The sequence below is a fragment of the Bradyrhizobium genosp. P genome (assembly GCF_049949265.1).
Classification (GTDB): Bacteria; Pseudomonadota; Alphaproteobacteria; order Rhizobiales; family Xanthobacteraceae; genus Bradyrhizobium.
Window position 1 is genome coordinate 6,002,241 of the sequence record NZ_CP188195.1, and the last position, 26,924, is coordinate 6,029,164.

Below are 26,924 nucleotides of genomic sequence, written 5' to 3' on the forward strand. Positions count from 1 at the left end.
CATCGATTATCCGCGATTGGCGCGAAGTGGCCCTATTTGGAAGCAATTCAGCGAAAGTCTCGCTGACCAGCACGGTTCGTCATAGGTTAGTCCATTGTCCTTTTGGAGCTACTCCGACCGTTCTGGCCCCAGACATTCGGTTCGCTTTTGGTAACGTTGATCGACCCCCACGGTCCGTCGTAAGCGGGTCGTGCAACGCACCGGCACGACGGATCACGGGCATCATTCTGGTCTCTAGCGCTTCCGAGCGCGTTACCGGTGTGCCCTTCATGAGCCAGCCCAGCCTCAAGCAGATTGGCAGCGTATTCTCGCGCTATGCCAACTTCACGCTCGGCGGCGGGAGCGCTACGACGGCCGTGATCCACGGCGAAATCGTCGCCAGGCGGCGTTGGGTGAACGAGGAACAGTTCGCGCTGTCTTACGCGCTTGCGCGACTGACGCCGGGAACCAACCTCCTCGTCTTCTGCGTCGGCATCGGCTGGATGCTGCGGCGTTGGTCCGGCGCGATCGTCGCTATTTTTGCGGCATCAATTCCTTGCACTGTGTTCGTGGTAGCGGTCATCATCCTGTTTGCTGAATGGCAGGAGAATCCGTTCGCTCAGGCAGCGATAAGGGCGCCATCGCTGCCGCCGTCGCGGTGAAGACCGTCTGGACTATCGCTCACCCGCATTTCCGGTCCGGAAACCGTATCCGTGTCCTGCTGATCGGCGTAGCAGCGTTCGCTTTTCATGCCGCGGCCGGCATCTCGCCGATTGATGTTCTTTTGATCGCCATCGGCGTTGGCGTCCTGCTGCCGGTGCCGTTATGAACATTTTGCTGCTGTATCTGCTCCTCCTGAAGGGAACGCTTACAGCGTTCGCTGGCTTGGCGTCCTTGCCGGTGATCCAGGAATTGCTGGTCAATCACCATCACGTGCTCACGAACGAGCAGCTTAACGAGGCGGTAGTCATCACCCGCAGCTCGCCTGGACCCGTCGGGCTCTACATAGTCAGCGTCGGCTACCGCGCAACCGGCTTGCCGGGACCGGTCGCAGGCTGGCTCACCATGATCACGCCGGCGCTGCTTATTATCCCGCTGATTCACTTCGTTGGGCGGCGGATGGACCATCCCCGAGTGCGATCCGTCCTGCAGGCCGTCGTGATCGCAAGTGCCGGCCTCCTGCTGGCGTCCGCGATGCCGCTAGGCCGCGACGGCCTGACGAGCTCCGTCACGTGGGGAATCGCGGTGGTGTGCTTCGTGCTGCTGTTGACGACAAAGATCGACACGCTGTGGATGATCCTCGGTGCCGCGGCCGTCTCTTTTACGATCTCCGAAGCCGGACTAGCGGCCTACCTCTGATCTTGGCCACTTTCGCCATCGGGCCAGAAAGCGGCAAGCGTCGAAGGTCAGGCTGCGGCGCGCAGCGTCAATACTATTCCGCCGCGTGTTGGATCTCGGCACGTTCGACGCGAACGGCGCAGAACTTGAATTCCGGAATCTTGCCAAATGGATCGAGCGCCGGATTCGTCAGCAGGTTGGCGGCGGCTTCCGCATAGCAGAACGGCATGAACACCATGCTCTCCGGAACATCCCGATCGGCGCGCAGCTTGACGTCGACCGCGCCGCGTCGCGTCTCCATCCGGATGAAATCGCCGGGCGCAAGTTTCTTCTTGCGCATGTCCTTGGGCGACATGAAAGCGACCGCCTCCGGCTCGATCTGGTCGAGCACATGCGCACGCCGCGTCATTGACCCGGTGTGCCAATGTTCGAGCACGCGCCCCGTCGACAGCACCATCGGATATTCGTCGTCGGGCAATTCATCCGGCGGAATGACCTTGGCTGGCACGATCTTGCCGCGGCCGCTCTCGGTCGGAAAGCCCGTGGTGAAGATGATCTCGTTGCCGGGCTTGTTGGGATCGTCGGCCGGATAGGTCACGGCGCCCTCGCGCACCAATCGTTCCCAACTGATGTTGTTGAGCGACGGCATCAATTGCGCCATCTCGGCGTAGACGTCCCCGGGCCCGGAATAGTTCCAGGGCAGACCCATGCGTTTGCCGATCTCCTGAATGATCCAGAGATCCTGGCGGGCGTCGCCGGGCGGCTTGATCACCTCGCGCGCCAATTGCACGCGGCGGTCGGTGTTGGTGAAGGAGCCGGATTTTTCCGCGAACGCCGAGGCAGGCAGGATAACGTCGGCGTGGAACGCAGTCTCGGTCACGAACAGATCCTGCACCACAAGATGGTCGAGCTTGGCCAGCGCCTCGCGTGCATGTTGCAGGTCGGGATCCGACATTGCCGGGTTCTCACCCTCGACATACATGCCCGATATCTCGCCCGCGTGGATCGCGTTCATGATCTCGACCACGGTAAGGCCGCGAACCGGATCGAGCTCTTTTTGCCAGAGCTTCTCAAAGGCGCCACGCATGTCGTCGCGGCCGACCGGCTGATAGTCGGGCAGGAACATCGGGATCAGACCGGCGTCGGAAGCGCCCTGCACGTTGTTCTGGCCGCGTAGCGGATGCAGCCCGGTGCCGGGGCGGCCAACCTGGCCGGTGATCAGCGCAAGCGCAATCAGGCAGCGCGCATTGTCGGTGCCGTGCACATGCTGGCTAATGCCCATGCCCCAAAAGATGATGGAGGATTTGGCGCGCGCATAGGTGCGAGCGACCTCGCGCAGGATTTCCGGCGGAATGCCGCAGATCGGCGACATCTTCTCCGGCGTGAACTCCGTGATCTTGGCCTTCAGATCCTCATAGCCCTCGGTATAGCCGGCGATATATTGCTCGTCGGTCAACCCCTCGGTGATGATGGTGTGGATCATCGCGTTCAGCATCGCGACGTCGCTGCCGGGCTTAAACGCGAGATGTTTGATGGCATGGCGCGACAGCGTCTGCCGCCGAGGGTCCATCACGATCAGCTTGGCGCCGCGCTTGGCGGCGTTCTTGATGTAGGTCGCCGCCACCGGATGGTTGATCGTCGGATTGGCACCGATCACGATGATGACTTCGGCGTCCATCGCCGCCGAGAACGGTGCCGACACCGCACCAGAGCTCAGGCCCTCGAACAGCGCCGCCACCGATGAGGCATGGCAGAGCCGCGTGCAATGGTCGACGTTGTTGGAACCGAACCCGGTTCGCACCAGCTTCTGGAACAGATAAGCCTCTTCGTTGGAGCCCTTGGCCGAGCCGAAGCCGGCCAAGGCCTTGGCACCTTTTTCATCGCGAATCTTCTTCAGGCCGTTGGCGGCGATGTCGAGCGCTTCTTCCCACGAGGCTTCGCGGAAATGGGTGTAGGGATTCGCCGGATCGACCTGGTCGTAGGCGTCCTTCCTCACATTCGGCAACCGCACCAGCGGCTTTGTCAGTCGATTGGGGTGATGGATGTAGTCGAAGCCGAAACGACCCTTGACGCAGAGCCGATTGTGATTGGCCGGGCCGTCGCGGCCCTCGGCATAGATCACCTTTTCGTCCTTGACCTGATAGGTGACTTGACAGCCGACACCGCAATAGGGGCACAGCGAGTCAACCTTCTTGTCGGGATAGATGACGCGGGTCTGGTTCTCGTCCAGCATCACCGACGGCATCAGCGCGCCGGTCGGACAGGCCTGCACGCATTCGCCGCAAGCGACGCAGGTGGACTCGCCCATCGGATCGTCGAAGTCGAACACGATCTTGGCGCCGTGGTTGCGATAGGCCATGCCGATGACGTCGTTGACCTGCACCTCGCGGCAGGCGCGTACGCACAGGCCGCACTGGATGCAGGAATCGAGATTGACGCGCATCGCGGGATGGCTGTTATCGCCACGCCAGCGTTCGGCCGCCGGGAAGCGGCTCTCGGTCACCTCAATCTTTTCGGCCCAGTGCCAGAATTTGGAATCGGGATCGTGCGAGGTCGCCCGCGCCGGCTGGTCGGCGACCAGCAACTCCATCACCATCTTCTGCGCCGCCACCGCGCGCGCGCTTTCGGATTTGACCTTCATGCCAACGCTCGGTGTGCGCTTGCAGGACGCCGCCAGCACGCGCTCGCCCTCGATCTCGACCATGCAGGCGCGGCAATTGCCGTCGGGCCGGTAATCCGGCTCGGGCGAATAACACAGATGCGGAATCTCGCGGCCCTGGCGCTTGGCCACCTGCCAGATGGTCTCGCCCGCGTTGGCCTCGACCTGCTGGCCGTCGAGTTCGAACTGGATTTTGGTCATTCCGCAGCTTCCTTGGGCAGGAATTCGTCCGGGAAATATTTAATCACGGAGGTCAACGGATTCGAGGCCGCCTGGCCAAGGCCGCAGATCGACGCGTCGCGCATCGCCTGACTCAATTCGTCGAGCAATTCCCGGTTCCAGACCGGCCGTTCCATCAGGATCGTCGCCTTCTGGGTGCCGACCCGGCAGGGCGTGCACTGGCCGCAACTCTCGTCCTCGAAGAAGCGCATCAGGTTCAGCGCCGCACCCTTCACGCTGTCCTGCTCGGACAAGATGACAACAGCGGCCGAGCCGATGAAGCAGCCATATTTCTCGAGCGTGCCGAAATCGAGCGGGATGTTGTCCATCGCCGCCGGCAAAATGCCGCCGGATGCGCCGCCCGGCAGATAGGCATGGAAGGCGTGGCCATCGGCCATGCCGCCGCAGAACTCGTCGATCAGTTCGCGCACGGTGACGCCGGCGGGTGCGAGCTTCACGCCGGGATTTTTGATGCGGCCCGATACCGAATAACTGCGCAGGCCGTGACGTTCGTTGCGGCCCTGGAATGACCACCAGGCGGCGCCGTTTTCGACGATATCGCGCACCCACCACAGCGTCTCGATATTATTGATCAGCGTCGGCAATCCAAACAATCCGACCTGGAACGGATAAGGCGGCTTGTGGCGAGGCAATCCGCGCTTGCCTTCGATGCTTTCCAGCAGTGAGGATTCCTCGCCGCAGATATAGGCGCCGGCCCCGCGACGCATGTGCAATGTCGGACCACCCGGCGGGAGCTTTGCGATCTCGCGTTCCAGAATTGCGCGCGCCGCCGGATATTCGTCGCGAATGTAGATGTAGATGTCAGGCGCTTCCACTATATACGCGCCGATTAGCATACCTTCGATAAAGCGATGCGGATCGCTTTCGAGATAGAAGCGGTCCTTGAAGGTGCCGGGCTCGCCCTCGTCGCCGTTGATCACCATCAGCCGGGGCCCGGGCTCGCCGAGCACCGCGCGCCATTTGCGCCCCGTAGGAAAGCCGGCGCCGCCAAGGCCGCGCAAGGAGGCGTCGTCGAGCGACTTCAGGAGATCTTCTTTTGCGAGTTCGCCGGAGCGCAAGTGCGTCACCAGCTTGTAGCCGCCGCCGGCGACATAGGCGTCGTAGTCGACATATTTCGGCAGGTGCGCATGAGTGTCGCCGGCTTTCGCCGCCGCGAGTACGTCAGCGACGGTGGCATGATCGACAAAGTGATGGCCGACCTCGGCCGCAGGCGCGGTATCGCAGCGGCCGACGCAGGGCGCGCGCACCACGCGAATGCCGGCCCCCGCCTTATCCTCCAACTCATGCAGCAGCTTTTCCGCGCCCAGCATGGCGCAGGTGAGCGAATCGCAGACGCGAATGGTGAGCGGAGCGATGTCCGGCTCGCCTTCCTTCACCACATCGAAATGCGCATAAAAGGTCGCAGTCTCGAACACCTCCGCGAAGGAAAGCTTCATCTCGTCGGCGAGCGCGGCAAGATGTGCGGCGGAGATCTGATGATATTTGTCTTGGATCAGGTGAAGATGCTCGATGAGCAAATCGCGGCGTCGCGCCCGGTCACCCAACAAGAGCTCGATTTCACCCGCTGCAGTCGGATCGACCTGGCGTCCTTTTGGCGTCGACTTCGCGCGTTTGCGCCCCTCGCCGGGGTGCTCGAAGGAGCGCACTTTGTGCACGTCATGAGCCATCGTGTGATCATCACATTCTATTTAAAGCAACTCTAAACCGTGGCATGCCAGATGCAAAGCAAATTGTACTACGCCAGTAAGCATTTAGCGGCGCGCTCCGGCAGAAGGATCATTCGATTCCTCGATCGATCGATTGGCTTTTCTCAATCAAGAAAACGATGCGGCTTTCGGCACGTTCCTTGATCTCAACTTTGTCGCCGGTCTCCCGGATCAGGTGCGGGATATCGATCACCGAGAGAGGATCGGTGCAGAGCACTTCCAGGAAATCGCCCGGCGGCACCGACTTGAGCGCCTTGCGGGTTTTTAGAGCCGGCAAAGGACACTTCAGTCCAGAGAGATCGAGCTTGGTCGTGGCCATGGTCAGAACATGGCCAACCTCGCCCGCACCGTCAACGGCTACCGGCCCCAGTCAGATCAAACTCGCATAGCTCAGAAACCCGACGATCTGGCCGGGTTCGACCCTCGTTATTTCCTCACCGAGCTCGACCAAGCCATCAGTGTCTACCAGCGATGACAGTAGACCGGCTCCCTCACGGGGAAACTTGACCGCCTGGAGCAGGCCGTCCCCGCTCTTGCGTAGATTGACCCGGACATATTCGCGGCGGGCAATCTTCTTCTTGTAGGTGAAACCGGCGTGAACTGGCATCGCAATAAGCGGTTGCTGTCGAGCGCCGGACAGCGCCAGCACGGTGGGCCGCACCACATGCACGAAAGTGACGAAACTCGCCACCGGATTACCCGGCAGTCCGACGAAGGGCGTGCCGCCAATGACACCCATCGCGACCGGGCGACCGGGCTTGATCGCCATCCGCCACAGAACAAGCTTGCCGACGCTTTCGACAGCCGCCTTGACGTGGTCTTCCTCGCCGGTGGACACACCGCCTGTGGTCAGGATCAGATCGTGGCCCGCGGCAACCTTTTTTAGCGCATCCGCCAACGACGTGCGGTCGTCCCCGATGATCCCGAGATCGTTGACGTCGCAACCCAGCCGCGTCAGCATCGCCATCAACATGAAGCGATTGGAATCGAAAAGTTGTGCCGAGCCACGACAGTCGCCCGGCGACACCAGCTCATCGCCGGTGGAAAACACCGCGACGCGGAGGCGCCTGACGACATCCAGTCGCGTGAGCCCAAACGCAGCCGCGAGCGCGACATCCTGCGGCCGCAAGCGCTGGCCCGCAGCCAACGCAGCATGCCCAACGGGAACGTCTTCACCGACAGGGCGTACGTTGGCGCCTGCCCTCAGTCCCGGCGGCAGCACGACCCTGCCGTCGGTCTCGATTCGGACGTCTTCCTGCATGAATACTGTATCGGCGCCCTGAGGCATTGGTGCGCCGGTGAAGATCCGCACCACCTCCCCCGGCCTCAGCGGTTCGCCGCCCGTCGCGCCCGCCTGAATGCGGCCGTTCACGGTGAAAAACCGGAGTTCGCCCTGGGTAAGATCTCGGCTCGCCACCGCATAACCGTCGACTGCGGAATTTGTGAACGGCGGCAGGGGCAGCGGCGCGGAAACGTCGCCGGCAAGCACTCGTCCATCGGCCTGAGTGAGAGCCACGGTCTCGATATCCCGCACGGGCGTGACACGGGCTGCGATGATGCCGATAGCCTCATCGACCGACATCATCGGTCCGCCAAAGGCAAAGCAATCGTCTGATAATTGCGCCATCTGGTTTCAACCCTCGTCCGCGCTTTTCGTCAACGCCCGGTCGAATGGGACCGCGAAGCGCCGTAGCATGATAGCGATAGCCTCGACGTCGTCGAGGTTGACGACCGGCAGCGATGCCTCAATCCGGGCGTCGGTCGCGACGCCGACGATATCGGGGTCGTCGTGGAACAGCAGCGGCTTACCATTGGCGACACGGTGCACCTCGATCTTGCGAAGCGGCTCGCGTTTAAAGCCTTCGACGATGACGAGATCGACCCGAGACATCTTCGCCAACAATTCCGGCAGACTGGGTTCGCCGGCGCCCCGCAACTCGTGCATCAGCGCCCAGCGTTGCGTCGAGGACACCAGCACCTCGGTCGCGCCAGACTGGCGATGCACCCAAGAATCCTTACCGGGCTTGTCGATATCGAAATCGTGATGGGCGTGCTTGACGATGGATACGCGGAGCCCTTGGTCGAGCAGATTGGGAATCACCTTCGACAGCAAGGTGGTCTTGCCGGCGCCGCTCCATCCCGAGAGGCCTATTACCTTCATCGCACGCTCCGGAAACGCCCCGGGGAACCGGGCTGACGTTGTCAAGCCGTGCTTTATATCCGCTAAACCGGATTGTCATGCTAACCTCCCGGCATGATGAAGATCGAAAAAGCCCCAATTCCCCTTATCGTGCCTAATCCCGGAGATCCCTGGCTGACCGAACGCGTCGCGGGGACCGACCAGACCGGCGCCGCAGTCGAGATCAACGTTCCGGTCGAACGGCCGCTGACGCTGTATTTGAATGCGCAGGAGATCGTCACCATGATGACGATCGGGGACTACCCGGAGTACCTCGCGCTTGGCTATCTTCTCAACCAGAACATGCTCAAATACGGGGACGCCGTCACCGAGGTCGAATACGACGACGATCTACAGGTCGTGGTCGTGCGTACCGAACATCACACCAACTTCGAAGCCAAGCTGAGGAAACGCACGCAGACCTCGGGTTGCGCGCAGGGTACCGCCTTCGGCGACCTGCTGGAAGCGGTAGAAAACGTCGCGCTTCCGAAAGCGGAGATGCGCACATCCTGGCTGTACCAGATGACGCACACGATCAACACGATGCCGTCGCTATATCTGGAGGCCGGAGCGATTCACGGCTGCGTGCTCTGTAGGGAAGGGACACCGGTCTGTTACACCGAAGACGTCGGCCGCCACAACGCAGTCGACAAGATCGCCGGCTGGATCTATCGCCATGGTGTCGATCCCAGCGACAAGATTCTCTACACCACGGGACGGTTGACCTCCGAGATGGTGATCAAGACCGTCCGGATGGGCATTCCGATCCTGGTTTCGCGTTCAGGCTTCACTGCCTGGGGCGTCGACCTAGCGAGGCAAGTCGGCTTGACGCTGGTCGGACGTGCGCGCGGAAAGCGCTTCATCGCGCTCTCCGGCGCGGAGCGGATCATCTACGATCAAAATCTGGCCTTCATCGAAGAAGAATCTGCACGTCATAAACGCAAGGGCGAACGCCGTGACGATTAGACCGATCGGCGTGCTGCTCGCCGGCGGGCTCGCGCGCCGGATGGGCGGAGGTGATAAGCCGATGCGCCAGATCGGCGGCCGCACGATTCTTGAGCGCGTCATCGTGCGGTTGAAGCCGCAGTGCGAAGAGCTCATTCTTAACGCCAACGGCGATCCCGCACGCTTTGCGAGCTTCGGATTGCCGGTCATTCCGGATACGGTGCAGGATCATCCAGGGCCGCTTGCGGGCATTCTAGCGGCGCTGGATTGGGTCGCTGCTAATCGTCCCGGGTACTCGCTGGTGCTCAGCGCAGCCGCAGATTGCCCGTTCCTGCCGAACGATTTGGTTACGCGCTTAACCGATGCACTGATGAAAGAAAATGCGCAGCTAGCCGTCGCTGCGTCGGACGGGCAGTCGCACCCGGTGATTGGACTATGGAGCGTGTCCCTGCGCGAGGAACTCCGCCATGCGCTAGTGCAGGAAGGCATAAGAAAGATCGACCGCTGGACCGCGCGTTACAAGCTAGCAACCGTGACATGGCCGGCCCAGCCGCTCGATCCTTTCTTCAATGCCAACACGACGGCCGACATCGCCGAAGCGGAACGGTTGGCGAGCTTGGATATTGGGCAAGCACGCCCCCGACGGTGAAGTCCGGCGTCGCGGATTGCTTCAAGGTTTAGCTGGCGCGACGGTCGCCACCGGTTCGAAGCCATAATTGCGTAAGGCCGCCTGCCCCTCCTCTGACATGACATAGGCGACAAAGCGTAGCACGACCGGCTTACTGTGGAGGATAACCAGCGCGTCCGCCGGTTCGACAGGATCATGCAGAGCAGGTGCTCGGCCACACCATCAAAGGGGTCGAGGGGTCTACGACCATTACGACTATGAGAATGAGAAGGCCGAGGCGCTGCAGAAGCTGGCCGATCTGGTCGACCGGATTTTGCATCCGCCGACCGGGAACGTGGTGCCTCTAGTGGCGCAACCATCTATTTAGGCTTTCCCCTGATTTCAAACCGAGAGGATTACAAGCGGCAGATGATCACCGTCGCCGGTGTGCTTGTTGGATTGACGATCGCGATGCTGTTGATGTCGGGCATGATGGCCGACATCAAGGCCGGCGCCGAGTTCGTGCTGGCCTACTTGTTGCTATGGGTGATCCGCGCGCTGCTGCTGATCCCGCTGGCGCTGTATTTTCTCCCGGCCATCATCGCGACAAGAACGCGATCGCGGTACTGAACTTCTTTCTCGGCTGGACCGTGCTCGGCTGGATCGTCGCGCTGGTCTGGGCCAGCATGAACAGCCAGCATCAACCGCTGCCGTCGAACCGCCGCAGTGTGTTCGCGATCGACTGAACTTCACCAGTTGTTCCGTGACACGATTGCCACATCAATGGGGTTTATTCGCTCGACAAGCAATTATCGCGTTGATGCAGGGCTAAGTGTGAATAACAATACCAAAAAATAATAAAGGGACCGTGGGACATGGAAGGACTCGCTGGCTTCTCTGAGATTGCTACAGATTTGCTAGGTGATCAGCGATTAGCTCGCACTCTTGTGTGCCTAGCCTTGCTGATGTGCATGGCCTTGCTGGCGACAGCGCGTACTGCATGTGCCCAAAGTGTTTTGGTGACACTCGAACAACCTCGAGTCCAGCAATCCTCCCTTTTCACAAATCCGAGCGGATTTGGTGCGACCAGTGTGTTCCAAGAGACCTTTAACGAGTTTTCTCCCGGATTCCAGTCAAGTTCCTTCCCGTTCGCACAAAATTCCGCGCTGGGAAGTTATGGCCATGGGCAGATCCGAAGTGCAGATGCGTTTGGTGGCGCAGGGGGCACGGGGACTTACCTGACCGTCAACCAAAGTATCAATCCGGCTTCTAATCCCACGACACTCACCTTCGGGACTCCACAACGATATTTTGGCATGTGGTGGTCTGCGGGCGACCCGAACAACGTGCTACAGTTCTATTCAGGCAACACCCTGGTGGAGACCTTCAGAACATCGGATGTCGTGAATTTCATCAACGGATCAGCCAACAAAAACGCTTTTTATGGCAACCCAAATAACGGCGCGAACTCAGGCGAACCATATGCCTTTATCAATTTCTTTGCTGATCCGTCCAATCCGAATTTAGCGTTCAATCGAATCGTCCTTTCAAACTTAGGAAGTGGCACTGGCTTTGAGTCAGATAACCATACGATCGCCACCTCTTACGTGGATATCTCGGGTACGGACATCAATCCTGCAACGCCAGTTAACCTGGGTGGTGGTCGAGGCTCGACTGATACAATAGGGGTCGAGGGACCGCGATCTACCTTGACGGACTCAGGAACCGCCGTCATTGGCGGTAACGGCTCCGGAACACTGGATATTATTGACGGCGGAAAGGTAAACATTGGAGGCGCCATTATTGGCGAGGAACCCGGTTCCAGCGGTAACGTTACGGTAGATGGTGCCGGTTCACAGTTAAATGACACCGGAACGTTGGTGGTCGGGCCGCAGGGCTCCGGTGTGCTCGATATTGCGGATGGTGGGACAGTCACTGCCAATGGTGGTACACTCGTGGGTCCGAATGGAGCGATCACGGGGAATGGCACGATCACGACTCCGACGCTCACCAACAATGGCGTTGTGATCCCAACAGGCCCCAATGGCACGCCCGGTACGCTGACGATAAACGGTAACTATCAGCAAGGGGCCAACGGCATCTTGGGTATTGGTATCGCTGGGCCACAACCGTCTCAAGCCGATCAATTGATAATCAATGGCTCGGCGAAGCTGGACGGCACGATGAATGCCGCGTTCGCTCCCGGCGCGCCTGTGGCCAAACAATATTTGATCCTGCAGTCGGCAGGCCTCGGTGGCACGACGTTTTCGAGCCTCGCCAACACCAACCTGCTTCCCAATTTCACCGACAGCCTGAGTTATAATGCCGACGATGTGTTCCTGAACCTCACTGCCGCACTCGGCGCCAACACGGCAATCAACGTCAACCAGCGGAGCGTCGCCACTGCGATCAACAATTTCTTCAACTCCGGCGCTACGCTGCCGACCGGCTTTAGCAACCTGTTCAATCTCACAGGGGCCAATCTCGCCAACGCGCTGACGCGAATCGATGGCGAGAACGCGACCGGGGCCGAGCGCAGCGCGTTCACGCTGACGAACGAGTTCCTGAGCCTGATGCTCGACCCGCATTTGGCCACCTCCGGCTTTGCGCCCCAGCAGCAGGTCAGTCCGCCGCCTGGGATGGTGTACAAGGCGCCCCGCGCGGTGTTCAAGGCGCCCATTCCAACGTTTGAGCAACGCTGGACCGCATGGGGGGCGGGCTTCGGCGGTAGCGGCACGGCCAACGGCAATCCCGCCGTCGGCTCGAACAACGTGAGGACGAGTACCTTCGGCTACGCGGCCGGAATGGATTATCGCTACTCGCCCAATAGCGTCGTGGGCTTTTCGCTCGCCGGCGGCGGCACCAATTGGAATTTGGCGCAAGGACTCGGCGGCGGCAGGAGCGACGCGTTCCTGGCCGGCGTCTATGGCATCACCCATCAGGGCCCGGCCTACCTTGCAGGCGCGCTCTCCTTTGCCAACAACTGGTTCACCACCAGCCGTACTGCTTTGGGCGAGCCGCTTAATGCGAGCTTCCAGGGCCAGAGCTACGCCGCAAGGCTCGAAGGCGGCTACCGCTTTGCCGTCCCGGTTGCTTACGAGACCATTGGCATCACGCCCTATGCGGCGATCCAGGTGCAAGATTTCCGCACGCCGTCCTACAGCGAGACCGATGTGACCGCCGGCGGCTCCGGCCTGTCCTATGACGCCATGAACGGCACCGATACGCGCAGCGAATTGGGCGGCCGCTTCGACGATCTGACAACTGTGAACGCGATGCCGCTCGTTCTGCGCGCGAAAGTGGCGTGGGCGCATGACTGGGTCAGCAACCCGGCGCTCAATGCGTCGTTCGAGTCGCTGCCCGGGTCGAGCTTCACCGTGACCGGCGCGCCAATCCCGCACAACTCGGCGCTCGCCAGTGCCAGCGCGCAACTGTTCCTTACGCCGCACTGGTCAGTGCTCGCCAAGTTCGACGGCGAGTTTGCCTCCGGCGCGCAGATCTACGCCGCCTCAGGCACGCTTCGCTACGCCTGGTAAGCGGTACGACAACGCCCGGCGCAATGCCGTCGCGGCGGCGCGCTGCCCGCAGCCAGGAACTCCGATTTTTTCCTTGGGACAATTTTCGAGTTGGTCTGATCGCGATCGTCACGCCCGTCCTCGCGGTCGACGGTGCCCGGCTACGCTCCGGCCGACGCGATGGTCGCGGGCATTCGATGCTTTGCGCCTGGAGGCGTCGCGCATCCAGTCCGCCCCCGTCAAGATTTCGATCTTCCTGCAATCGAAGACCCGGTCTTGCTCCAATTGGCGCAGGATCATCGACACCCATTCACGCCGGCCGGCCACTCCCAGATGGACCGGCCGAAGATCGTAGTGGTGGATATGGTTGTCCGAATGCAGCAACCCATGTTTGGCCGAGAGGATGTACCAAGGCACTCCCCTCCGGATCGCGTATCGCTTCGCCAATCGGAAGGTGATCGACGTGTACATGTGCCCGACAGGGCTGGTGTCGCGTGGGGCCGCTACAAGCCACCAAGATCACCGCCGGTGACGTGCCATTGCGCATCACTCGCCTCCGGCCAGGGCTTTGACTTGCGAGGGGTAGTGAAAGACGTGGGTGCTGATGCCTTCGCCGAGACGGACCTTGGTCAGCTTTCGGGCCTTCTCCAGCTCGTTGATCTTGGTGAGGCCGCAAGAGAGGAAGCGCATCGAATATCTTCGCGGCCACAGTCCCGCATTGACGTCGGGGGTCTTCACCGACGGCTTGCTGGTCGATGGCTTGGCCGTGGCTTCGCGAGTGAGAGATGGCCGATGAAGCGGTCGAGGTGGAGGGTCGTCGTCGCCCCCATCCTCCTGTTGCTCATGATGAGTGGCCGGCTGGGCTCGACGCCGCCGACGGTTTCCGCGCTGACGATTGAGCTGTTGGTAGAATGGTTCGAGAGGTTCGCGACGAAGTGGCGCTTTCCGCGACCGACCCGCCCGCTTCAGAAAGCTTGCTTGCGTTGGCTGTAACAAGATTTTTCTTGATCTCCCGGTGCACACGCCGTGCACACGCTGCCTTCTAACTAGTCGGAAAACTTACGCTCTCGCTCCAATCCATCATCGGAGCAACGGGCGCGACGTGACCGAGAGAGGCCTGCTGCGTTCTCAGCGCGCGATAAAGCTTAGAACTTAGTGCCGTGCGACAACAGAGCGGCGAGGCTTTTTTGCCTTCGCCGAAGCTGGATTTGAAAGCGGATCGATAGACGCGGATACGTCGCGAAGCACGTTCTTCAGGATTTCTTCCGACAGCACAGGCGCAGCTTGTGTGACGGATCGAGACAGGATCAGCGCGCCTACCATTTGGCAATGCAAACTGATGGCCCGTTCGCGTAAGGTCCTACGTTGACCGGCGAGGTCTGCCGCTCCGTTTTCGGCAATTAATCCGGCCACAAGGGTGATCTGATCATCCAGGCCATCTGCAAAATTTGATTGAGCTTCTGCCCCTATTCGCGGGGCGTCGCCAGCAAAGCCGGATACCGGACAGCCGTAGTCAATATTGTCGCGATGTCCTGGGGACAAATAGTATTCGACATAGCGTTGAAGTGAGGTTGTTGAATCAACGACCGGGGCTTTAAGGGCCTGAGCGAAATCAGTTGCTCCGTCCACCATCGCAGACGCGACAACTTCTGCGACGAGGGCAGCCTTAGATTCAAAGTGATTGTAGAATCCGCCTTGCGTAAAGCCGGCATGCTTCATCAACTCACTGAGGCCGACAGCATCGACCCCGCGCTCACGAAAGAGCTGCTTCGCTGCTGCTATAATTGCGAGGCGGTTTTCTGCTGCCTGCTCCTTTGATACGCCCACGTCTGGTTCTCCCGATTTTATTTATCGAACACGCCGACCGGTCTAACCGATGAGACGAAAACGGCTGTCCAGACCTTCGTTGCGGACTTCGAGCAGCGCTTGATAGGCCGGCGAGCTGTACCAGGCCAACGCCGTGTCCTTGTCGGGAAATGTAATGATCATGCCGTTATCGTAGGCGGGCTCGCCATAGAGCACGTGCCACCGCCCAAATGTCAGGAACTCGCCGCCGAATTGCTTCAGTACCGGGCGAGCGGCTTCAAGGTAGCGGTCGCGGGTCTCTGCATTCCGCAGCGTCGCTTCAACAAGCACATACGCAGTCATGATCGTCCCTTCAATTCATAAGCCGAAGTAGCTGGCACGCGTCGATTGCCTCAGGCGGACCGTTGGCGCTCAGACCGCCCCGCCTCCCGATCAGCACATTCCACAATCACTCGAATAGCACTTTTCAATTGTGATCACAATCGTAATATATGAGGTAATTTGGCCAACCATTTCTGAGCCGCCCAGATTAACCTACATCTTTCGCTCAGTCTTGACGCCTCTTGAACATCTAGTGTTAAATTACAATTGTGATCAACATTATCATATACCCCGAACGGAAAGCCAACCCGCCGCTGAACTGCGCGGAAAAGGAGAATGAGATGACCAGACCCCAGACGAAAAAACCAAGGCGTTCGTGCTTGAGGCTTTCGATGTGCTTTTCAATAAACGGGATTACGCCGCTGCCGAGCGCTACTGGAGCGATAATTACATTCAGCACAGCGCGCACATTCCGCCGGGCCGCGACGGTCTCATTGGCCTGGTTAAAAGTGCAGGCGCCGATTTCCATTACGAGAACCAAGTGGTCGTCGCCAATGGCGACTGGGTGCTAATGCACGGGCGCTTCACCGGCCTGCCCTCCCCCGCGAACTGGATCGTCGTTGACATCATCCGGATCGAAAACGGCCTGCTCGCCGAGCATTGGGACGTGATCCAGGACGAAGTGAAGAAGGAAGCCTCTGTCAGCGGCCTGCCCATGTTCGGGGATGCATTTCCAGCGTCGTAAGCCGCCCTCACCCGGCACACCATCGGAACCCCGGCCTCCTGCCGATCACTCCTTGATTGAAACGCTACGATGGAGATGCCGGCGGCCGAGACAAGGACCGAGCGACTCTCACGTGGTGCGACCGTCGATCGCGATTACCGTGATGGACGACCGCCCCAGTTCGTCCATCAGAAGGCGCGGGCATTGGCGGACGCGTGAGGACGACGGACCGTCCGAGTTGCTTCATGCCCCGCTCGCCAACAATGTTATCGCCATGAAATCGACGAACGCCTTGACCTTGGGCGAGCGTTGACGGCCTGAGGGCCACAGGATCTGGAACGTGCCGATCTGGCGGGTGTAGGGATCGAGCGTCGTCGCCAGTACCCCCGCCGCGCGCTTCTCGCGTACCGTGAACAGCGGCACATAAGCGAGCCCAAGACCCCGTGCGACAAGATCGATCAGTGGCTCCATCGTGTTGGCGATTGCGGTTACGGGCAACGGAATGTCGAGATCATTGCCGTCCCGGCTTAGTTGCCGTTGCGGCAGTCTTGACGAAAGTAAAAGCTTTCTTCACAAATGGATGAATGCCAAGCGGCGATCGCCGATAGGAGAAATTCCGATGAAGCGGGAGATCGAGGCACAACCGGATCAGGCGATCACGCGCAAGGCACTCGGCGATGAAACATCCCTGCAAGCGGAGCGTTCGGCTTTCGGTCTCACCTCTCACGGCCGCTACCGCTACAGTGCGATCACGCACCGCCCCGACTTCACCTGGCAGGGCGGCAAGCGTCTTGCCGTCTATGTCGGACTCAACCTCGAGCATTTCGCCTTCGGCGACGGCCTCGGCGCCGAACTCTGCCCCGGCGGTCTACAGCCGGATGTCCTCAATTACGCGTGGCGCGACTATGGCAACCGGGTCGGCGTGTGGCGGCTGATCGAGCTCTTTGATGAACTGGGATTGCCGCTCTCCGTGCTCGCCAACAGCAGCATCTATCACTACTGCCCGGAAGTCATGGACGCATTTCGTGCCCGCGGCGACGAAATTGTTGGCCACGGACGCACCAACTCCGAGCGACAGGGCGTGCTTTCGGCTGCCGACGAGCAGCGATTGATTGAGGAGGCCACCGACGTCATCGCGCGCGCCGAAGGAGAGCGACCGGTTGGCTGGCTCGGACCCTGGATATCCCAATCGCCGATCACGCCGGACCTCCTCGCCGAAGCGGGCTACCATTACCTGCTCGACTGGTGCATGGACGATCAGCCGGTGTGGTTCTCAACTCGGAATGGCGGTCGCATCCTGTCCATCCCCTATCCGCAGGAACTGAACGACATTCCTTCGATCGTCGGGCGCAAGGATTCCGGAGAGCAGTTTGCGACGATGATTTCAGACACGTTCGAGGAAATGCTCGCGCAATCCAGCAAGCAGTCACTGGTGATGGGCATTGCACTGCACCCGTATCTGGTCGGCCAGCCGCACCGTCTGCGGCCGCTGCGACGTGCGCTACAGGCGATCATTGCGAAGCGCGACGACATCTGGATCACGACGGCCGGCGGTATAGCGGCATATTCGCGCGCCCTACCCGACGGTATCGTCCCAACCTAGCCAAACCGGAGAACCCTTTGGCTGCTATCGACACACTCTTTCAAAGCGCACGACTGGCAGACGGCCGAATTGTCGAAATCGCGGTCAATGGCGGCAAGATCGTCGCAGTCGCGCCGATCCAGCAGAGCTACGGCTCGGTCCGCGAGACCTACGATCTCGGTCGGCGCCTGGTGCTGCCCGGCATGGTCGAAGGTCATATCCACCTGGACAAGTGCTTCATCGGCGACGATTGGAAGCCGCACCGTCCTTGCACCGCCGGCTTCAGCGTTCGCGAGCGCGTAACGTTCGAGAAGGAGCATCTTGCCGGAGCCAAGCCGATCGGAGTGCGGGCGGCCGCACTGATCGACCTTTGCGTGTCGCACGGCACGACCCAGATGCGCAGCCATGTGGACGTCGATGCGGAGGTCGGCCTGCGGCATTTCGAACAAATCGTCGCGGCCCGGGAGGCCCACCGCGATAAAGTCTCGATTCAGATTGTCGCGTTCCCGCAGAGCGGCATCCTGACGTCTCCGGGGACGGCCGACCTGCTCGAAGAGGCTGTTCGCGCCGGTGCCGATTTGGTTGGTGGACTCGATCCGGCGGGTCACGACGGTGACGCAGCCGGCCATCTCGATGTTGTCTTCGGCATTGCCGAACGCAACGGCGTCGGTATCGACATTCACCTCCATGACGGCGGCCTGCAGGGCATCTCGGAGATCGAGGACATCGCGCGACGTACCAAAGCAACTGCGCTCAGCGGCAAGGTCGCGATCAGTCATGCCTACGCACTGGGCGAAGTCTCCCATGACGTGGTCCAGCGCACTGCGCACCTGCTTGCCGAGGCCGGCGTCGCCATCCTGACCAATGCGCCGGGCGCCCATGCGTTTCCACCTGTGCTGTTGCTTCGCGACGCCGGCGTCAACGTGTTCTCCGGCAACGACAACATTCGCGATTCCTGGTGGCCTTACGGCGATGGAGACCTGCTCGAAAGGGCCATGCTGGTCGGTTATCGTTCCGGCTTCAACACCGATGATCAACTGGCCACGGCTTTCGACATGGTGACGGCCAATGCTGCGCGCGCACTTGGTCTCACAGGCTACGGCCTGACCGTCGGCGGCGCGGCGGATTTCTTCGTGCTTGATGCTGAGCATGTCCAGGAAGCCGTAGTCGCCCGACCCAAGCCTCGTGATGTTTACAAGAACGGCCGCCTCATCGCGCGCGGCGGTACGATGACGGCGGCGGCCGCTTGACGCCGAAGGACATGGAGGAACATTCCCCCTTGACGAACAATGACGATCTCAATCCCGCCACCTTACGCAGGGAACGGTTCCGCCGGATCATGTTGGCCGGATATGAACGTGTCTGCGCGAACGCCCCTCAAGCCCAGCCAAAGTTGACGCCGTGACCGAGACGACAGCACGGGCCAGCCCTCCCCGCAGCCCCGCACGCCGAAAGAGGCCACGGGATTCCGCGCTCACCAAAGAATCGATCCTGCGTGCGGCAACGTTCGAGTTCTGCCACAAGGGGCTCGGCGGAGCCCGCGTCGAGGCCATTGCGCAGCGCGCCAAGGCCAATATGCGCCTGCTGTATGCCTATTTTGGCGACAAGAACGGGCTCTACATTGCCGTACTCGAGGACGTCTACACCGAGATCCGCGCGGCCGAACAGCGGCTCAATCTGGATGACCGCGAGCCCGTTGCCGCGATGCGCGAACTGATCAATTTCACATTCACGTTCTTTGGGGAACACCAGAACTACATCTCGCTCATCAACAACGAAAACCTGCAGCGCGGGCGTAACCTGCGCAAGTCGCGCAAGATCGCCGAACTCACTCAACCCCTGGTCGCGAGCATCGAAAACGTCCTTCGCCACGGCGTGGCGGCGGGCCTGTTTCGCGATGACATCGACCCGATCCAGCTCTACGTGTCCATCACCGCGATGAGCTATTTTCACGTATCCAATCGCTACACGCTGTCAGCGATGTTCGACAAAGATCTGGGCTCACCTGATTGGCTTTTGCTGCGTCAGGAGCACGCGCAGGATATGATTCTGACCTGGCTGACCACTCCCGTGGGGCGGCCCAAGCAGAAGGCTGCCGGATCGAAGACGGCCAGCTAGCGGCCGGCGATCCGCAACGACAAGGTTCCTGCGGATAAAGCGCTGGAGATCGCCCATCAACGCGTGGCGACCACGCCGTCGCTGCGGGGGTCGCTGGCGCCTTCCATCAAGCCATCCGGGTGCCAGACAATCGCACCGGCATGCCCCATGAATTCCTCGAACGGGCCCGTCAGCTGAATGTCGTGACCGAGCGCACGCAGCCGCTCCACGACCGCCGGATCGAAGCGGGACTCGATCTTGAGGTTGTTGTTTTCTTCTCCCCAGGTGCGACCCAACAGCCAGCGCGGCGCCGTGATCGCCGATTGCAGTTCCTGGCCGTGCAGCGCATAACGCGTGAAGATCGCAGCCTGAGTTTGCGGCTGCCCCTCGCCGCCCATCGTGCCGAAGGAGATCAGCCGCCCGTCGCCAAGCTCAGCCATCGCGGGCTGGATGGTGTGGAACGGCAAGCGTCCCGGATCCAGCCTGTTGGTGTCGGTCTCGCCAAGGCTGAAACTCGTCCCGCGGTTTTGCCAGGTGACTCCGCTCTGCGGAAGGATGACGCCCGAGCCGAACTCCCAATAGACGCTTTGAATGAAGCTGACGCTCAGCCCGGTGCGGTCGGTCGCTGCAAGCCACACCGTATCACCCTGGCTCGGCGGATCGGGCCAGGGCGCCGCACGATCTTCGGACACCGTCTCATGAAGCGCAGTCAGCGAGTCCTCGGACAGAAACTCGGCAGCCGGGCGCTCCATGTAGTCAGGATCGGTCACGTGGCAGTTGCGAATCCGGAACGCGGCCTTCGTGCTTTCGACCAATCGGTGCAAATGATCCACACCATCCGCCTCGCCTGCCACGCGCCGCGCATACAGCGCCAGGATCAGGAGCGAGGCCAAGCCCTGCGTCGGCGGCGGCATGTTGAATACCTTGTGTCCAGCCACCTCGACCGAGAGCGGCGTCACAAGCGACGCGTGATGTCGTTCCAGATCGGCAAGCCGAAGCGGGCTGCCCAGCGCCGCAAGATCAGCTGCCATGGAGCGTGCCAGGTCGCCGCGATAAAAATCGGACAGGCCTGCTCTTGCCAGCCGCCGCAGCGTCTCGGCGACGCGCGGCTGTCGCAATCGTGCGCCGACCGCAGGCGAAGCACCTTGCGGCAGGTAGACCTCCGCAAAGCCCGGTATATCCTGAAGTTCATTCCGCTTCTTGCCGATGTTGTCGTGCAGCGTTCGCGTGACGGCAACGCCTTCTTCGGCGTGCAGAATTGCGGGCTCGAGTAATCGCGCAAGCGGGAGGCGCCCGCCGTGATGGTCGCGGCTGAGGTCAAGGGCCTTTTGCCAACCATCGACGGTGCCGGCCACGGTAAGCGCAGCGAGGGGACCGCGGCTTGGAATGCTGCTGCAGCCAAGCTCGCGATACCAGGCGCGATCGGCCGCCATCGCGGCGCGTCCACAGGCCTGAATTCCAACTGGCGTCGAGCCGGCGCGGCCGACGAGCCAGAAGCTGTCGCCGCCGAGGCCGTTCATATGAGGATAAACCACCGCAATCGTCGCAGCCGCCGCAATCATTGCCTCGATCGCATTGCCGCCTTCCGACAACACGCCAAGTCCAGCTTGTGCCGCCAGGTGGTGCGGCGCGGTCACCATGCCGCCATAGCTTCGTTTGGTCTGCAACATCGCAAAAGCCGAACTATCCGAAGAAATTGATTGATCACGCAGCCTTACGATACAACGACCAGACTCAACTATCGAGTACCGTAGGCACGGTCACCCGCATCGCCAAGGCCCGGCAGGATAAAGGCGTTTTCGTCTAGCCCTTCGTCGATTGCGGCAAGCCAGATTGGAACATCCGGGTGAATGCCGCGCATGCGCTCGACGCCTTCAGGAGCGGCGATCAGACTGACCAACCGGACGTCGTTGGCACCGCGCTCCTTCAGCCGGTCCACCGCCGCGACGGACACATTGGCTGTCGCCAGCACCGGGGAAATCACGATCACGAGTCTCTCGTTCAGATCGCTCGGGGCCTTGAAAAAATACTCCACGGCCACAAATGTTTCGGGTTCGCGATAAAGGCCGATATGGGCGACACGCGCAGTCGGCACGAGGTCGAGCATGCCGTCCGCAAAAATAACGCCAGCACGCAGCACAGGTGCGAACACCAGCTTTTTGCCGGATATCTCCGGCGATTTCATTTTCGCCAGCGGCGTTTCTATATCGACATCGGCCAGCGGCAGATCGCGAGTCACTTCGTAACATAGCAACATCCCGATCTCCTTGAGGAGTTCGCGAAACGACTTGGTCGAGGTGTCCTTCTTGCGCAACAGCGTCAACTTGTGCTGCACCAGCGGGTGTCTAACGATCGTGACGCCTTCCATGCCGAGTCCCTGTGCTAAAATACCGTGCCATCGCTGATAATCTTGATCGGAGGCGACGCATCGGCGCGGCGTTCACGCGCCAGCCGTCGGCCCGCGGCCCAGGTTCCACCTTCGAGGATTTTCGCCAGCGGTAGCGCGTTTGCGTCGAGCCCGAGACGGCGCCGCACATGATCCGCAACGTGATCGAGCAACGCCACCGTCAGCCCCCGCCACTCCACGACAAGCGGCGAAGCGACATCGTGCTCCCGGAACGCATCGCCTTCGTCGCGGAATGTCAGCACGCCATTGTCGACGAAGAGACCGCCGTTTCGATACTCGGCAAGGCCGGTCAGCCCATCGATATCGATCACATCAATGCCGGCATTCTGTAGCGGTTCGATCAGCGAATAGGCCAGCCATTGCGAGAGCTTGTGCAACGGCATCAGGTGGCTGGTCGCCTCCCCGGTCGTCAGCATCGGATGCTTCCAGCAATCACCAAGCGCTACTCCGCCGAGCGTCAGCCGCGACGGCCAGATCGGCCCGAGTTCCCTGAGCAGCTCCGACAATATCGTGGGGGCTGGAAGCCTGCGATCGCAGGCCAGCGATGCCAGCCGGTCGAATAGCCCGCCGGGCCGCGGCGTATCGAAGCGTCCGAAGACAGCCGGCTTCGAGGCCAACAGCCGGCCGAGGCTGCGCAACAAATTCACCCGGCCGTCGATGCCGACCAACGGATTGGCATCCGACACCTGCATGCCGCGTACGAGGTCCGCAACGGATAAATTCGCAAGCACGTCGGCATCGGCTCGAAGGGGCTGTCGCGGATCCGACGAGAATACGCCGCCGGCAAACATCGCGAGGCTGGCCAGTCCCAATCCCTCCGAACGGCCAATGGCCGATCCGGTCGCGGGGTCGCGATAACGCCAGGCCGGCCCGGCGCCGGCGTCAAGAAAGACGCTGACCATGGCCAGATCGAACTCGGCACGAGCCCGTGTCGCGGGATCCTGCCATGCGATCTGGTCGGCAAGGCTCCTCCAGCGATCGACACCATTGATGGAAAAATGCCGCCAGCGTGAATGAAACGGCACAGCCAGCGAGGGATACGCCTTTCGCGTGGTGTCGACCACCAATTCGGCCGTCGAGTCCATGCGGTCGAGGTGGACGCGGAAGTTCGGGAGCCGGTCCTCAAGGCCGATGGCAAGAAGCCGGTGCGCACGCTCCCGCACCGCCCCAGAATTGAGCAACGACAGGGCGGCCGACGTTTCGGAGCTCACGGAGGACACGGCCGCGCTCAATATTTGTCGAGCGGACGGCCAACGAAGTCCCGCTGGATTGGCTCCTCGGGCGAGTAGTAGCCGGCAGCCTTCTTGGCAACGATCTCCACCTGAGCATCTGCCGGCACCAAATCGTCCGGGATCGGTACGCGTTCGACGATGTCGATACCTTGGCTCTCCAGCGCGTCATACTTCATGTCGCTCATGGAAACGAAGCGGTCGATGCGCTTCAGTCCGAGCCAATGCACGACATCCGGCATCAACTGCTGGAATCGGGCATCCTGTACGCCCGCAACGCATTCGGTACGCTCAAAATACTGGGCGGCAGCATCGCCGCCTTCCTGCCGCTTGCGCGCATTGTAGACCAGGAATTTGGTCACCTCACCGAGGGCGCGGCCTTCCTTGCGGTTGTAGATGATGATGCCGAGCCCGCCGTTCTGTCCGGCGCGCACGCATTCCTCGATGCCGTGCAGCAGATATGGGCGGCAGGTGCAGATGTCCGAGCCGAACACGTCGGAGCCGTTGCATTCGTCATGCACGCGGCAGGTGATGCTGGTGCGATGGTCCGGCAGCTTGGCGACATCGCCGAACAGATAGGCCGTGGTGCCACCGATCGGCGGCAAGAACACCTGGAGGTCGGGCCGTGTCACCAACTCCGGAAACATGCCGGCCGTCTGCTCGAACAACTGTCGGCGCAGATTGTTTTCGGTCGTGGCGAAGCGTGCTGCGATTCCCGGCAGATACCAGACCGGGTCGATCGCAATTTTCACAACGGAGACGCTTCCACTCTCATGAACGACAGCACCGTCGCGCTTGAGCCGGCCGGCTGATATCGCGGCCTGCAACTCGGGCAAATCGAGCCGGGCGCGGGTGATGGCAATGCTCGGACGTATATCGACGCCCTCGGCGATCTCCTTCGAGAACGCCTCCGCAGCCAGGTGTCCCCACGGATCGAGCGAGACGATCCGGTTCGGATCCGTCCATTGCGGGAATGGCCCAACCGTGGCGACAGGCTGCGTATTGGTCAGGTCCGGACGCCGGATCGGATCGAGCGCGCCCGACGAGACCGCCAGCGCGCGATAGATCGAATAAGAGCCGCTGTGGGTGCCGATGACGTTACGTTGCTGGGGGCGCGAAACTGTCCCGATCACCGGCCCGCGTTCACGCGCCGTGGCCGCTCCCCAATGAATCGGGAAATCGATCTTCGCGCCCGGCGCCGGATGGGATGTAATCCGAATATGATCAGTTCGATTAGAACGCGTCATCATCACACACCAATAGATAGTGATTGCCAGCCGGGCGGACAGGCCTGGTTGCCAACAATCGAAGGATTCTCCAGTATGGCCGAACTGCGGCTGAACACAACGGCCCGTTTCGGAGCGTCGCGGGCATTAACCGCAGGGTTTACGACGCGATCATGACCCGTGGCGCCAGGCCCGCCCCTGTTTGGCCGGCCAAAGGCGGTGGCGGGGCACGCCACTTGCACGACATCCCACGCGCGTCACCCGGATAAAGCGAGCTCATGACTAACAAAAGCGTGAACCTCGTCAGCCATCCCCTGGTTCAGCACAAGCTCACGCTGATGCGCGACAAGGAGCGCTCCACCAAGAGCTTTCGCGAGCTTCTGAACGAGATCGGAATGCTTCTCTGCTACGAGGTCACCCGGGACTTGCCTTTGGAGATGGTCGACATCGATACGCCGGTCGCTGCAATGAAGGCGCCACAAATCGCCGGCAAGAAACTCACACTCGCTCCGATCTTGCGGGCGGGTGTCGGATTTCTCGACGGGATGCTGGCGCTCGTTCCGGCAGCGCGTGTTGCGCATATCGGCCTCTACCGGGATCCGGTAACGCTTCAAGCCGTGGAGTACTTCTTTAAGGCGCCGCAGGATCTGTCGGAACGCATCGTGATCCTGTTGGATCCAATGCTGGCGACAGGAAATTCAGCCTGTGCCGCGGTCAGCCTGCTCAAATCGCGAGGTGCCCGAGATATCAAGTTCGTCTGCCTGCTCGCGGCCCCCGAGGGGATTGCCCGATTTCAGGGTGAGTGTCCTGACGTCCCGATCTGGACCGCTGCTATCGACGAAAGACTGAATGATCACGGCTATATCGTGCCAGGCTTGGGCGATGCCGGAGACAGAATGTTCGGCACCAGGTAAGGATACGGCATTGCGTCCGTCCTGAAGCGGCACAAGGCGCGATTGACGCTCGTAACGGCAAGCGAAGCCCAATCCTCAGTCGTAGTTAGTTTCGTAGTCAGGCGATTGCGGCTGCGGGCCCGCCGGCCACTTCGGCGCTTCCGGGGGCGGCAGGGTCTTGATTCATCAGGATGGCCTCGCGAGAGGACCGTTTTCCAACGTCTGCTCAATCGCTTACGTCCAGGAGTAAAGCCGCGGAAGCCGGGTAGCGCAGCAATTGACCTCCGTCGAAGCAGCGCAATCGACGTCGTCGAACAACAGGATTTGCCCAGTTTTTGTCTCATCTGTCGCAATTTTTGGCACATCTGTTGCATCCAAATACGGGTGGCTCCTTGGACGACAAGGTGCTCGGCAAGACGAATGCGGAATGGTGCGGATGACGACGACAGCGGCGCTCGAACTGGTGCAATTGACGAAGATGTACGGCGGCGTCACCGCCGTCGACGCCATCAACCTCAAGATTCCCGCCGGCTCCTATTGTTGCCTGCTCGGGCCGTCGGGTTGCGGCAAGACATCCACACTGCGCATGGTGGCCGGCCATGAGTCGGTGACATCAGGCGACATCCTTGTCGGGCCGAAGAATGTGACGGACCTGCCCCCTGCCGATCGAAGCACGTCGATGATGTTCCAGTCTTACGCCCTGTTCCCACATCTCTCCGTCATCGACAACGTTGCCTTCGCTTTGAAAATGAAGGGCGTTGCCAAAGCTGCCCGCCATGCCGAAGCAAAAAAATTGCTGGAGCTCGTCGATATGCAGCTTTATGCGGCAAGGCTGCCGGGCCAGCTTTCCGGAGGCCAGCAACAGCGCGTGGCGCTCGCGCGCGCGCTGATCACGTCTCCCCAAATCCTGCTCCTGGACGAGCCGCTTTCGGCCCTCGATCCGTTTTTGCGGCTGCGGATGAGAGCGGAATTGAAGAAGCTGCAACGTGAGCTTGGACTTACCTTTATCCATGTGACGCATGGCCAGGACGAGGCGATGGCCTTGGCCGATATCGTGGTTCTCATGAACGGCGGCCGGATCGAACAGCAGGGTTCGCCGCGCGAAATCTTCAACCACCCTCGAACCGAGTTCACAGCGAAGTTCATCGGCGGCCACAACGTCATTGCTCTGGGCCCCGAGACATCAGCCGTTCGGGTCGATCGGCTGATGCTAAAAAGACCGAACGAAACCGTCGCCGGTCCATCGATTGTGGGCACCGTCAGCGAGATTGAATATCAGGGAACCTATGTCCGCGTCGTCATCGCCGTTGAGGGCGGATCCGAGATCTCGGCCCAGGTCACGGAAACCCAATTCGACGCGGCCAACTACACCGTAGGCGAGCGCGTTCTCGCCACATGGGACCCGACGCAGGCCAGCGTTCTCAAAAGCACCAGTTCTGTAATCGCCCGCTCGCCCGAAAAGGCGGCGTGA

At 61.0% G+C, this 26,924-nt stretch carries 27 protein-coding genes; 13 read left to right on the forward strand and 14 right to left on the reverse strand.

Translation table 11 applies throughout. The features are described from left to right. Positions 1 to 269 precede the first annotated feature (269 nt). Genes ACP2YO_RS29130 through ACP2YO_RS29140 form a run of 3 tightly spaced genes read left to right on the forward strand, consistent with a single transcriptional unit; the run spans position 270 to position 1,338 of the window. Positions 270 to 641, forward strand: coding sequence for a chromate transporter (locus ACP2YO_RS29130; protein ID WP_426434583.1), 372 nt, complete (start codon positions 270 to 272; stop codon positions 639 to 641). Next, positions 638 to 808, forward strand: a complete 171-nt coding sequence (locus tag ACP2YO_RS29135; RefSeq protein ID WP_426434584.1) for a hypothetical protein — start codon at positions 638 to 640, stop codon at positions 806 to 808. The genes ACP2YO_RS29130 and ACP2YO_RS29135 overlap by 4 nt, the downstream gene beginning before the upstream one ends. After that, complete coding sequence (locus ACP2YO_RS29140) at positions 805 to 1,338, forward strand: chromate transporter (RefSeq protein WP_426434585.1); 534 nt, start codon at positions 805 to 807, stop codon at positions 1,336 to 1,338. Before ACP2YO_RS29135 ends, ACP2YO_RS29140 begins: the two co-directional genes overlap by 4 nt. 73 nt (positions 1,339 to 1,411) lie before the next feature. Here the strand turns inward: ACP2YO_RS29140 and fdhF are convergent, their stop codons facing one another. The 5 genes from fdhF to mobB form a co-directional block, all read right to left on the reverse strand. Then, positions 1,412 to 4,177, reverse strand: a complete 2,766-nt coding sequence (gene fdhF, locus ACP2YO_RS29145) for a formate dehydrogenase subunit alpha (RefSeq protein WP_426434586.1) — start codon at positions 4,175 to 4,177, stop codon at positions 1,412 to 1,414. Next, on the reverse strand, positions 4,174 to 5,883 hold the full coding sequence (locus ACP2YO_RS29150; protein WP_426434587.1) for an NADH-ubiquinone oxidoreductase-F iron-sulfur binding region domain-containing protein: 1,710 nt from the start codon (positions 5,881 to 5,883) through the stop codon (positions 4,174 to 4,176). Before ACP2YO_RS29150 ends, fdhF begins: the two co-directional genes overlap by 4 nt. Before the next feature lie 109 nt (positions 5,884 to 5,992). Next, complete coding sequence (locus ACP2YO_RS29155) at positions 5,993 to 6,241, reverse strand: sulfurtransferase TusA family protein (protein ID WP_426434588.1); 249 nt, start codon at positions 6,239 to 6,241, stop codon at positions 5,993 to 5,995. Between the two features lie 51 nt (positions 6,242 to 6,292). Next, on the reverse strand, positions 6,293 to 7,549 hold the full coding sequence (glp, locus tag ACP2YO_RS29160; RefSeq protein WP_426434589.1) for a gephyrin-like molybdotransferase Glp: 1,257 nt from the start codon (positions 7,547 to 7,549) through the stop codon (positions 6,293 to 6,295). A gap of 6 nt (positions 7,550 to 7,555) precedes the next feature. After that, positions 7,556 to 8,083: a molybdopterin-guanine dinucleotide biosynthesis protein B gene (mobB, locus tag ACP2YO_RS29165; protein ID WP_426434590.1), complete on the reverse strand. Its 528-nt coding sequence runs from the start codon at positions 8,081 to 8,083 to the stop codon at positions 7,556 to 7,558. Between the two features lie 93 nt (positions 8,084 to 8,176). On the opposite strand from mobB, the gene fdhD reads away from it, so the two are divergent. The 4 genes from fdhD (at position 8,177) to ACP2YO_RS29185 (ending at position 13,189) form a co-directional block, all read left to right on the forward strand. After that, positions 8,177 to 9,067, forward strand: a complete 891-nt coding sequence (gene fdhD / locus ACP2YO_RS29170; protein ID WP_426434591.1) for a formate dehydrogenase accessory sulfurtransferase FdhD — start codon at positions 8,177 to 8,179, stop codon at positions 9,065 to 9,067. Between the two features lie 61 nt (positions 9,068 to 9,128). Beyond that, positions 9,129 to 9,695: a molybdenum cofactor guanylyltransferase MobA gene (gene mobA, locus ACP2YO_RS29175; protein ID WP_426434592.1), complete on the forward strand. Its 567-nt coding sequence runs from the start codon at positions 9,129 to 9,131 to the stop codon at positions 9,693 to 9,695. A 387-nt stretch (positions 9,696 to 10,082) separates the two neighbouring features. Continuing rightward, positions 10,083 to 10,283: a hypothetical protein gene (locus ACP2YO_RS29180; RefSeq protein WP_426434593.1), complete on the forward strand. Its 201-nt coding sequence runs from the start codon at positions 10,083 to 10,085 to the stop codon at positions 10,281 to 10,283. Positions 10,284 to 10,744: 461 nt separating this feature from the next. Next, positions 10,745 to 13,189 carry an autotransporter domain-containing protein gene (locus ACP2YO_RS29185; protein WP_426434594.1) on the forward strand — a complete coding sequence of 815 codons (2,445 nt, stop codon included), beginning with the start codon at positions 10,745 to 10,747 and terminating at the stop codon, positions 13,187 to 13,189. 108 nt (positions 13,190 to 13,297) lie between these two features. Here the strand turns inward: ACP2YO_RS29185 and ACP2YO_RS29190 are convergent, their stop codons facing one another. From ACP2YO_RS29190 to ACP2YO_RS29205, 4 genes are all read right to left on the reverse strand, one after another. Further along, positions 13,298 to 13,639 carry a DUF6884 domain-containing protein gene (locus ACP2YO_RS29190; protein WP_426434595.1) on the reverse strand — a complete coding sequence of 114 codons (342 nt, stop codon included), beginning with the start codon at positions 13,637 to 13,639 and terminating at the stop codon, positions 13,298 to 13,300. 75 nt (positions 13,640 to 13,714) lie between these two features. Then, positions 13,715 to 13,858 carry a hypothetical protein gene (locus ACP2YO_RS29195; RefSeq protein ID WP_426434596.1) on the reverse strand — a complete coding sequence of 48 codons (144 nt, stop codon included), beginning with the start codon at positions 13,856 to 13,858 and terminating at the stop codon, positions 13,715 to 13,717. A gap of 462 nt (positions 13,859 to 14,320) precedes the next feature. Next, on the reverse strand, positions 14,321 to 14,995 hold the full coding sequence (locus ACP2YO_RS29200; protein WP_426434597.1) for a TetR/AcrR family transcriptional regulator: 675 nt from the start codon (positions 14,993 to 14,995) through the stop codon (positions 14,321 to 14,323). Positions 14,996 to 15,037: 42 nt separating this feature from the next. After that, positions 15,038 to 15,316 carry a DUF1330 domain-containing protein gene (locus tag ACP2YO_RS29205; RefSeq protein WP_426434598.1) on the reverse strand — a complete coding sequence of 93 codons (279 nt, stop codon included), beginning with the start codon at positions 15,314 to 15,316 and terminating at the stop codon, positions 15,038 to 15,040. Between the two features lie 355 nt (positions 15,317 to 15,671). Here ACP2YO_RS29205 and ACP2YO_RS29210 point away from each other — a divergent pair, with 355 nt between their 5' ends. After that, entirely contained in the window at positions 15,672 to 16,040 is a 369-nt protein-coding gene (locus ACP2YO_RS29210) for a nuclear transport factor 2 family protein (protein WP_426434599.1), read from the forward strand. Between the two features lie 222 nt (positions 16,041 to 16,262). Here the strand turns inward: ACP2YO_RS29210 and ACP2YO_RS29215 are convergent, their stop codons facing one another. Beyond that, positions 16,263 to 16,517 (reverse strand): LysR substrate-binding domain-containing protein, encoded by a 255-nt coding sequence (locus ACP2YO_RS29215; protein WP_426434600.1) that lies wholly within the window; start codon positions 16,515 to 16,517, stop codon positions 16,263 to 16,265. A gap of 121 nt (positions 16,518 to 16,638) precedes the next feature. Here ACP2YO_RS29215 and ACP2YO_RS29220 point away from each other — a divergent pair, with 121 nt between their 5' ends. The 3 genes from ACP2YO_RS29220 to ACP2YO_RS29230 all read left to right on the forward strand — a co-directional run bounded on the left by ACP2YO_RS29220 (position 16,639) and on the right by ACP2YO_RS29230 (position 19,719). After that, on the forward strand, positions 16,639 to 17,622 hold the full coding sequence (locus tag ACP2YO_RS29220) for a polysaccharide deacetylase family protein (protein WP_426434601.1): 984 nt from the start codon (positions 16,639 to 16,641) through the stop codon (positions 17,620 to 17,622). Positions 17,623 to 17,639: 17 nt separating this feature from the next. Continuing rightward, positions 17,640 to 18,851 (forward strand): amidohydrolase family protein, encoded by a 1,212-nt coding sequence (locus ACP2YO_RS29225; protein ID WP_426434602.1) that lies wholly within the window; start codon positions 17,640 to 17,642, stop codon positions 18,849 to 18,851. A gap of 151 nt (positions 18,852 to 19,002) precedes the next feature. Continuing rightward, positions 19,003 to 19,719 (forward strand): TetR family transcriptional regulator, encoded by a 717-nt coding sequence (locus ACP2YO_RS29230; protein WP_426434603.1) that lies wholly within the window; start codon positions 19,003 to 19,005, stop codon positions 19,717 to 19,719. Between the two features lie 56 nt (positions 19,720 to 19,775). On the opposite strand, the gene ACP2YO_RS29235 is transcribed toward ACP2YO_RS29230, so the two are convergent. From ACP2YO_RS29235 to ACP2YO_RS29250, 4 genes are all read right to left on the reverse strand, one after another. Continuing rightward, complete coding sequence (locus tag ACP2YO_RS29235) at positions 19,776 to 21,368, reverse strand: gamma-glutamyltransferase family protein (RefSeq protein WP_426434604.1); 1,593 nt, start codon at positions 21,366 to 21,368, stop codon at positions 19,776 to 19,778. Positions 21,369 to 21,436: 68 nt separating this feature from the next. Continuing rightward, complete coding sequence (gene upp, locus ACP2YO_RS29240; RefSeq protein ID WP_426434605.1) at positions 21,437 to 22,066, reverse strand: uracil phosphoribosyltransferase; 630 nt, start codon at positions 22,064 to 22,066, stop codon at positions 21,437 to 21,439. A 14-nt stretch (positions 22,067 to 22,080) separates the two neighbouring features. After that, positions 22,081 to 23,325 (reverse strand): URC4/urg3 family protein, encoded by a 1,245-nt coding sequence (locus tag ACP2YO_RS29245; RefSeq protein ID WP_426434606.1) that lies wholly within the window; start codon positions 23,323 to 23,325, stop codon positions 22,081 to 22,083. Between the two features lie 8 nt (positions 23,326 to 23,333). After that, the gene (locus ACP2YO_RS29250; protein ID WP_426434607.1) at positions 23,334 to 24,581 is read right to left on the reverse strand and encodes a GTP cyclohydrolase II; all 1,248 of its coding nucleotides are present in this window, start codon (positions 24,579 to 24,581) and stop codon (positions 23,334 to 23,336) included. A gap of 257 nt (positions 24,582 to 24,838) precedes the next feature. Between ACP2YO_RS29250 and upp (ACP2YO_RS29255) the strand changes: the two genes are divergently transcribed. After that, on the forward strand, positions 24,839 to 25,474 hold the full coding sequence (gene upp, locus ACP2YO_RS29255) for a uracil phosphoribosyltransferase (RefSeq protein ID WP_426434608.1): 636 nt from the start codon (positions 24,839 to 24,841) through the stop codon (positions 25,472 to 25,474). Between the two features lie 415 nt (positions 25,475 to 25,889). After that, positions 25,890 to 26,924: an ABC transporter ATP-binding protein gene (locus ACP2YO_RS29260; protein ID WP_426443342.1), complete on the forward strand. Its 1,035-nt coding sequence runs from the start codon at positions 25,890 to 25,892 to the stop codon at positions 26,922 to 26,924.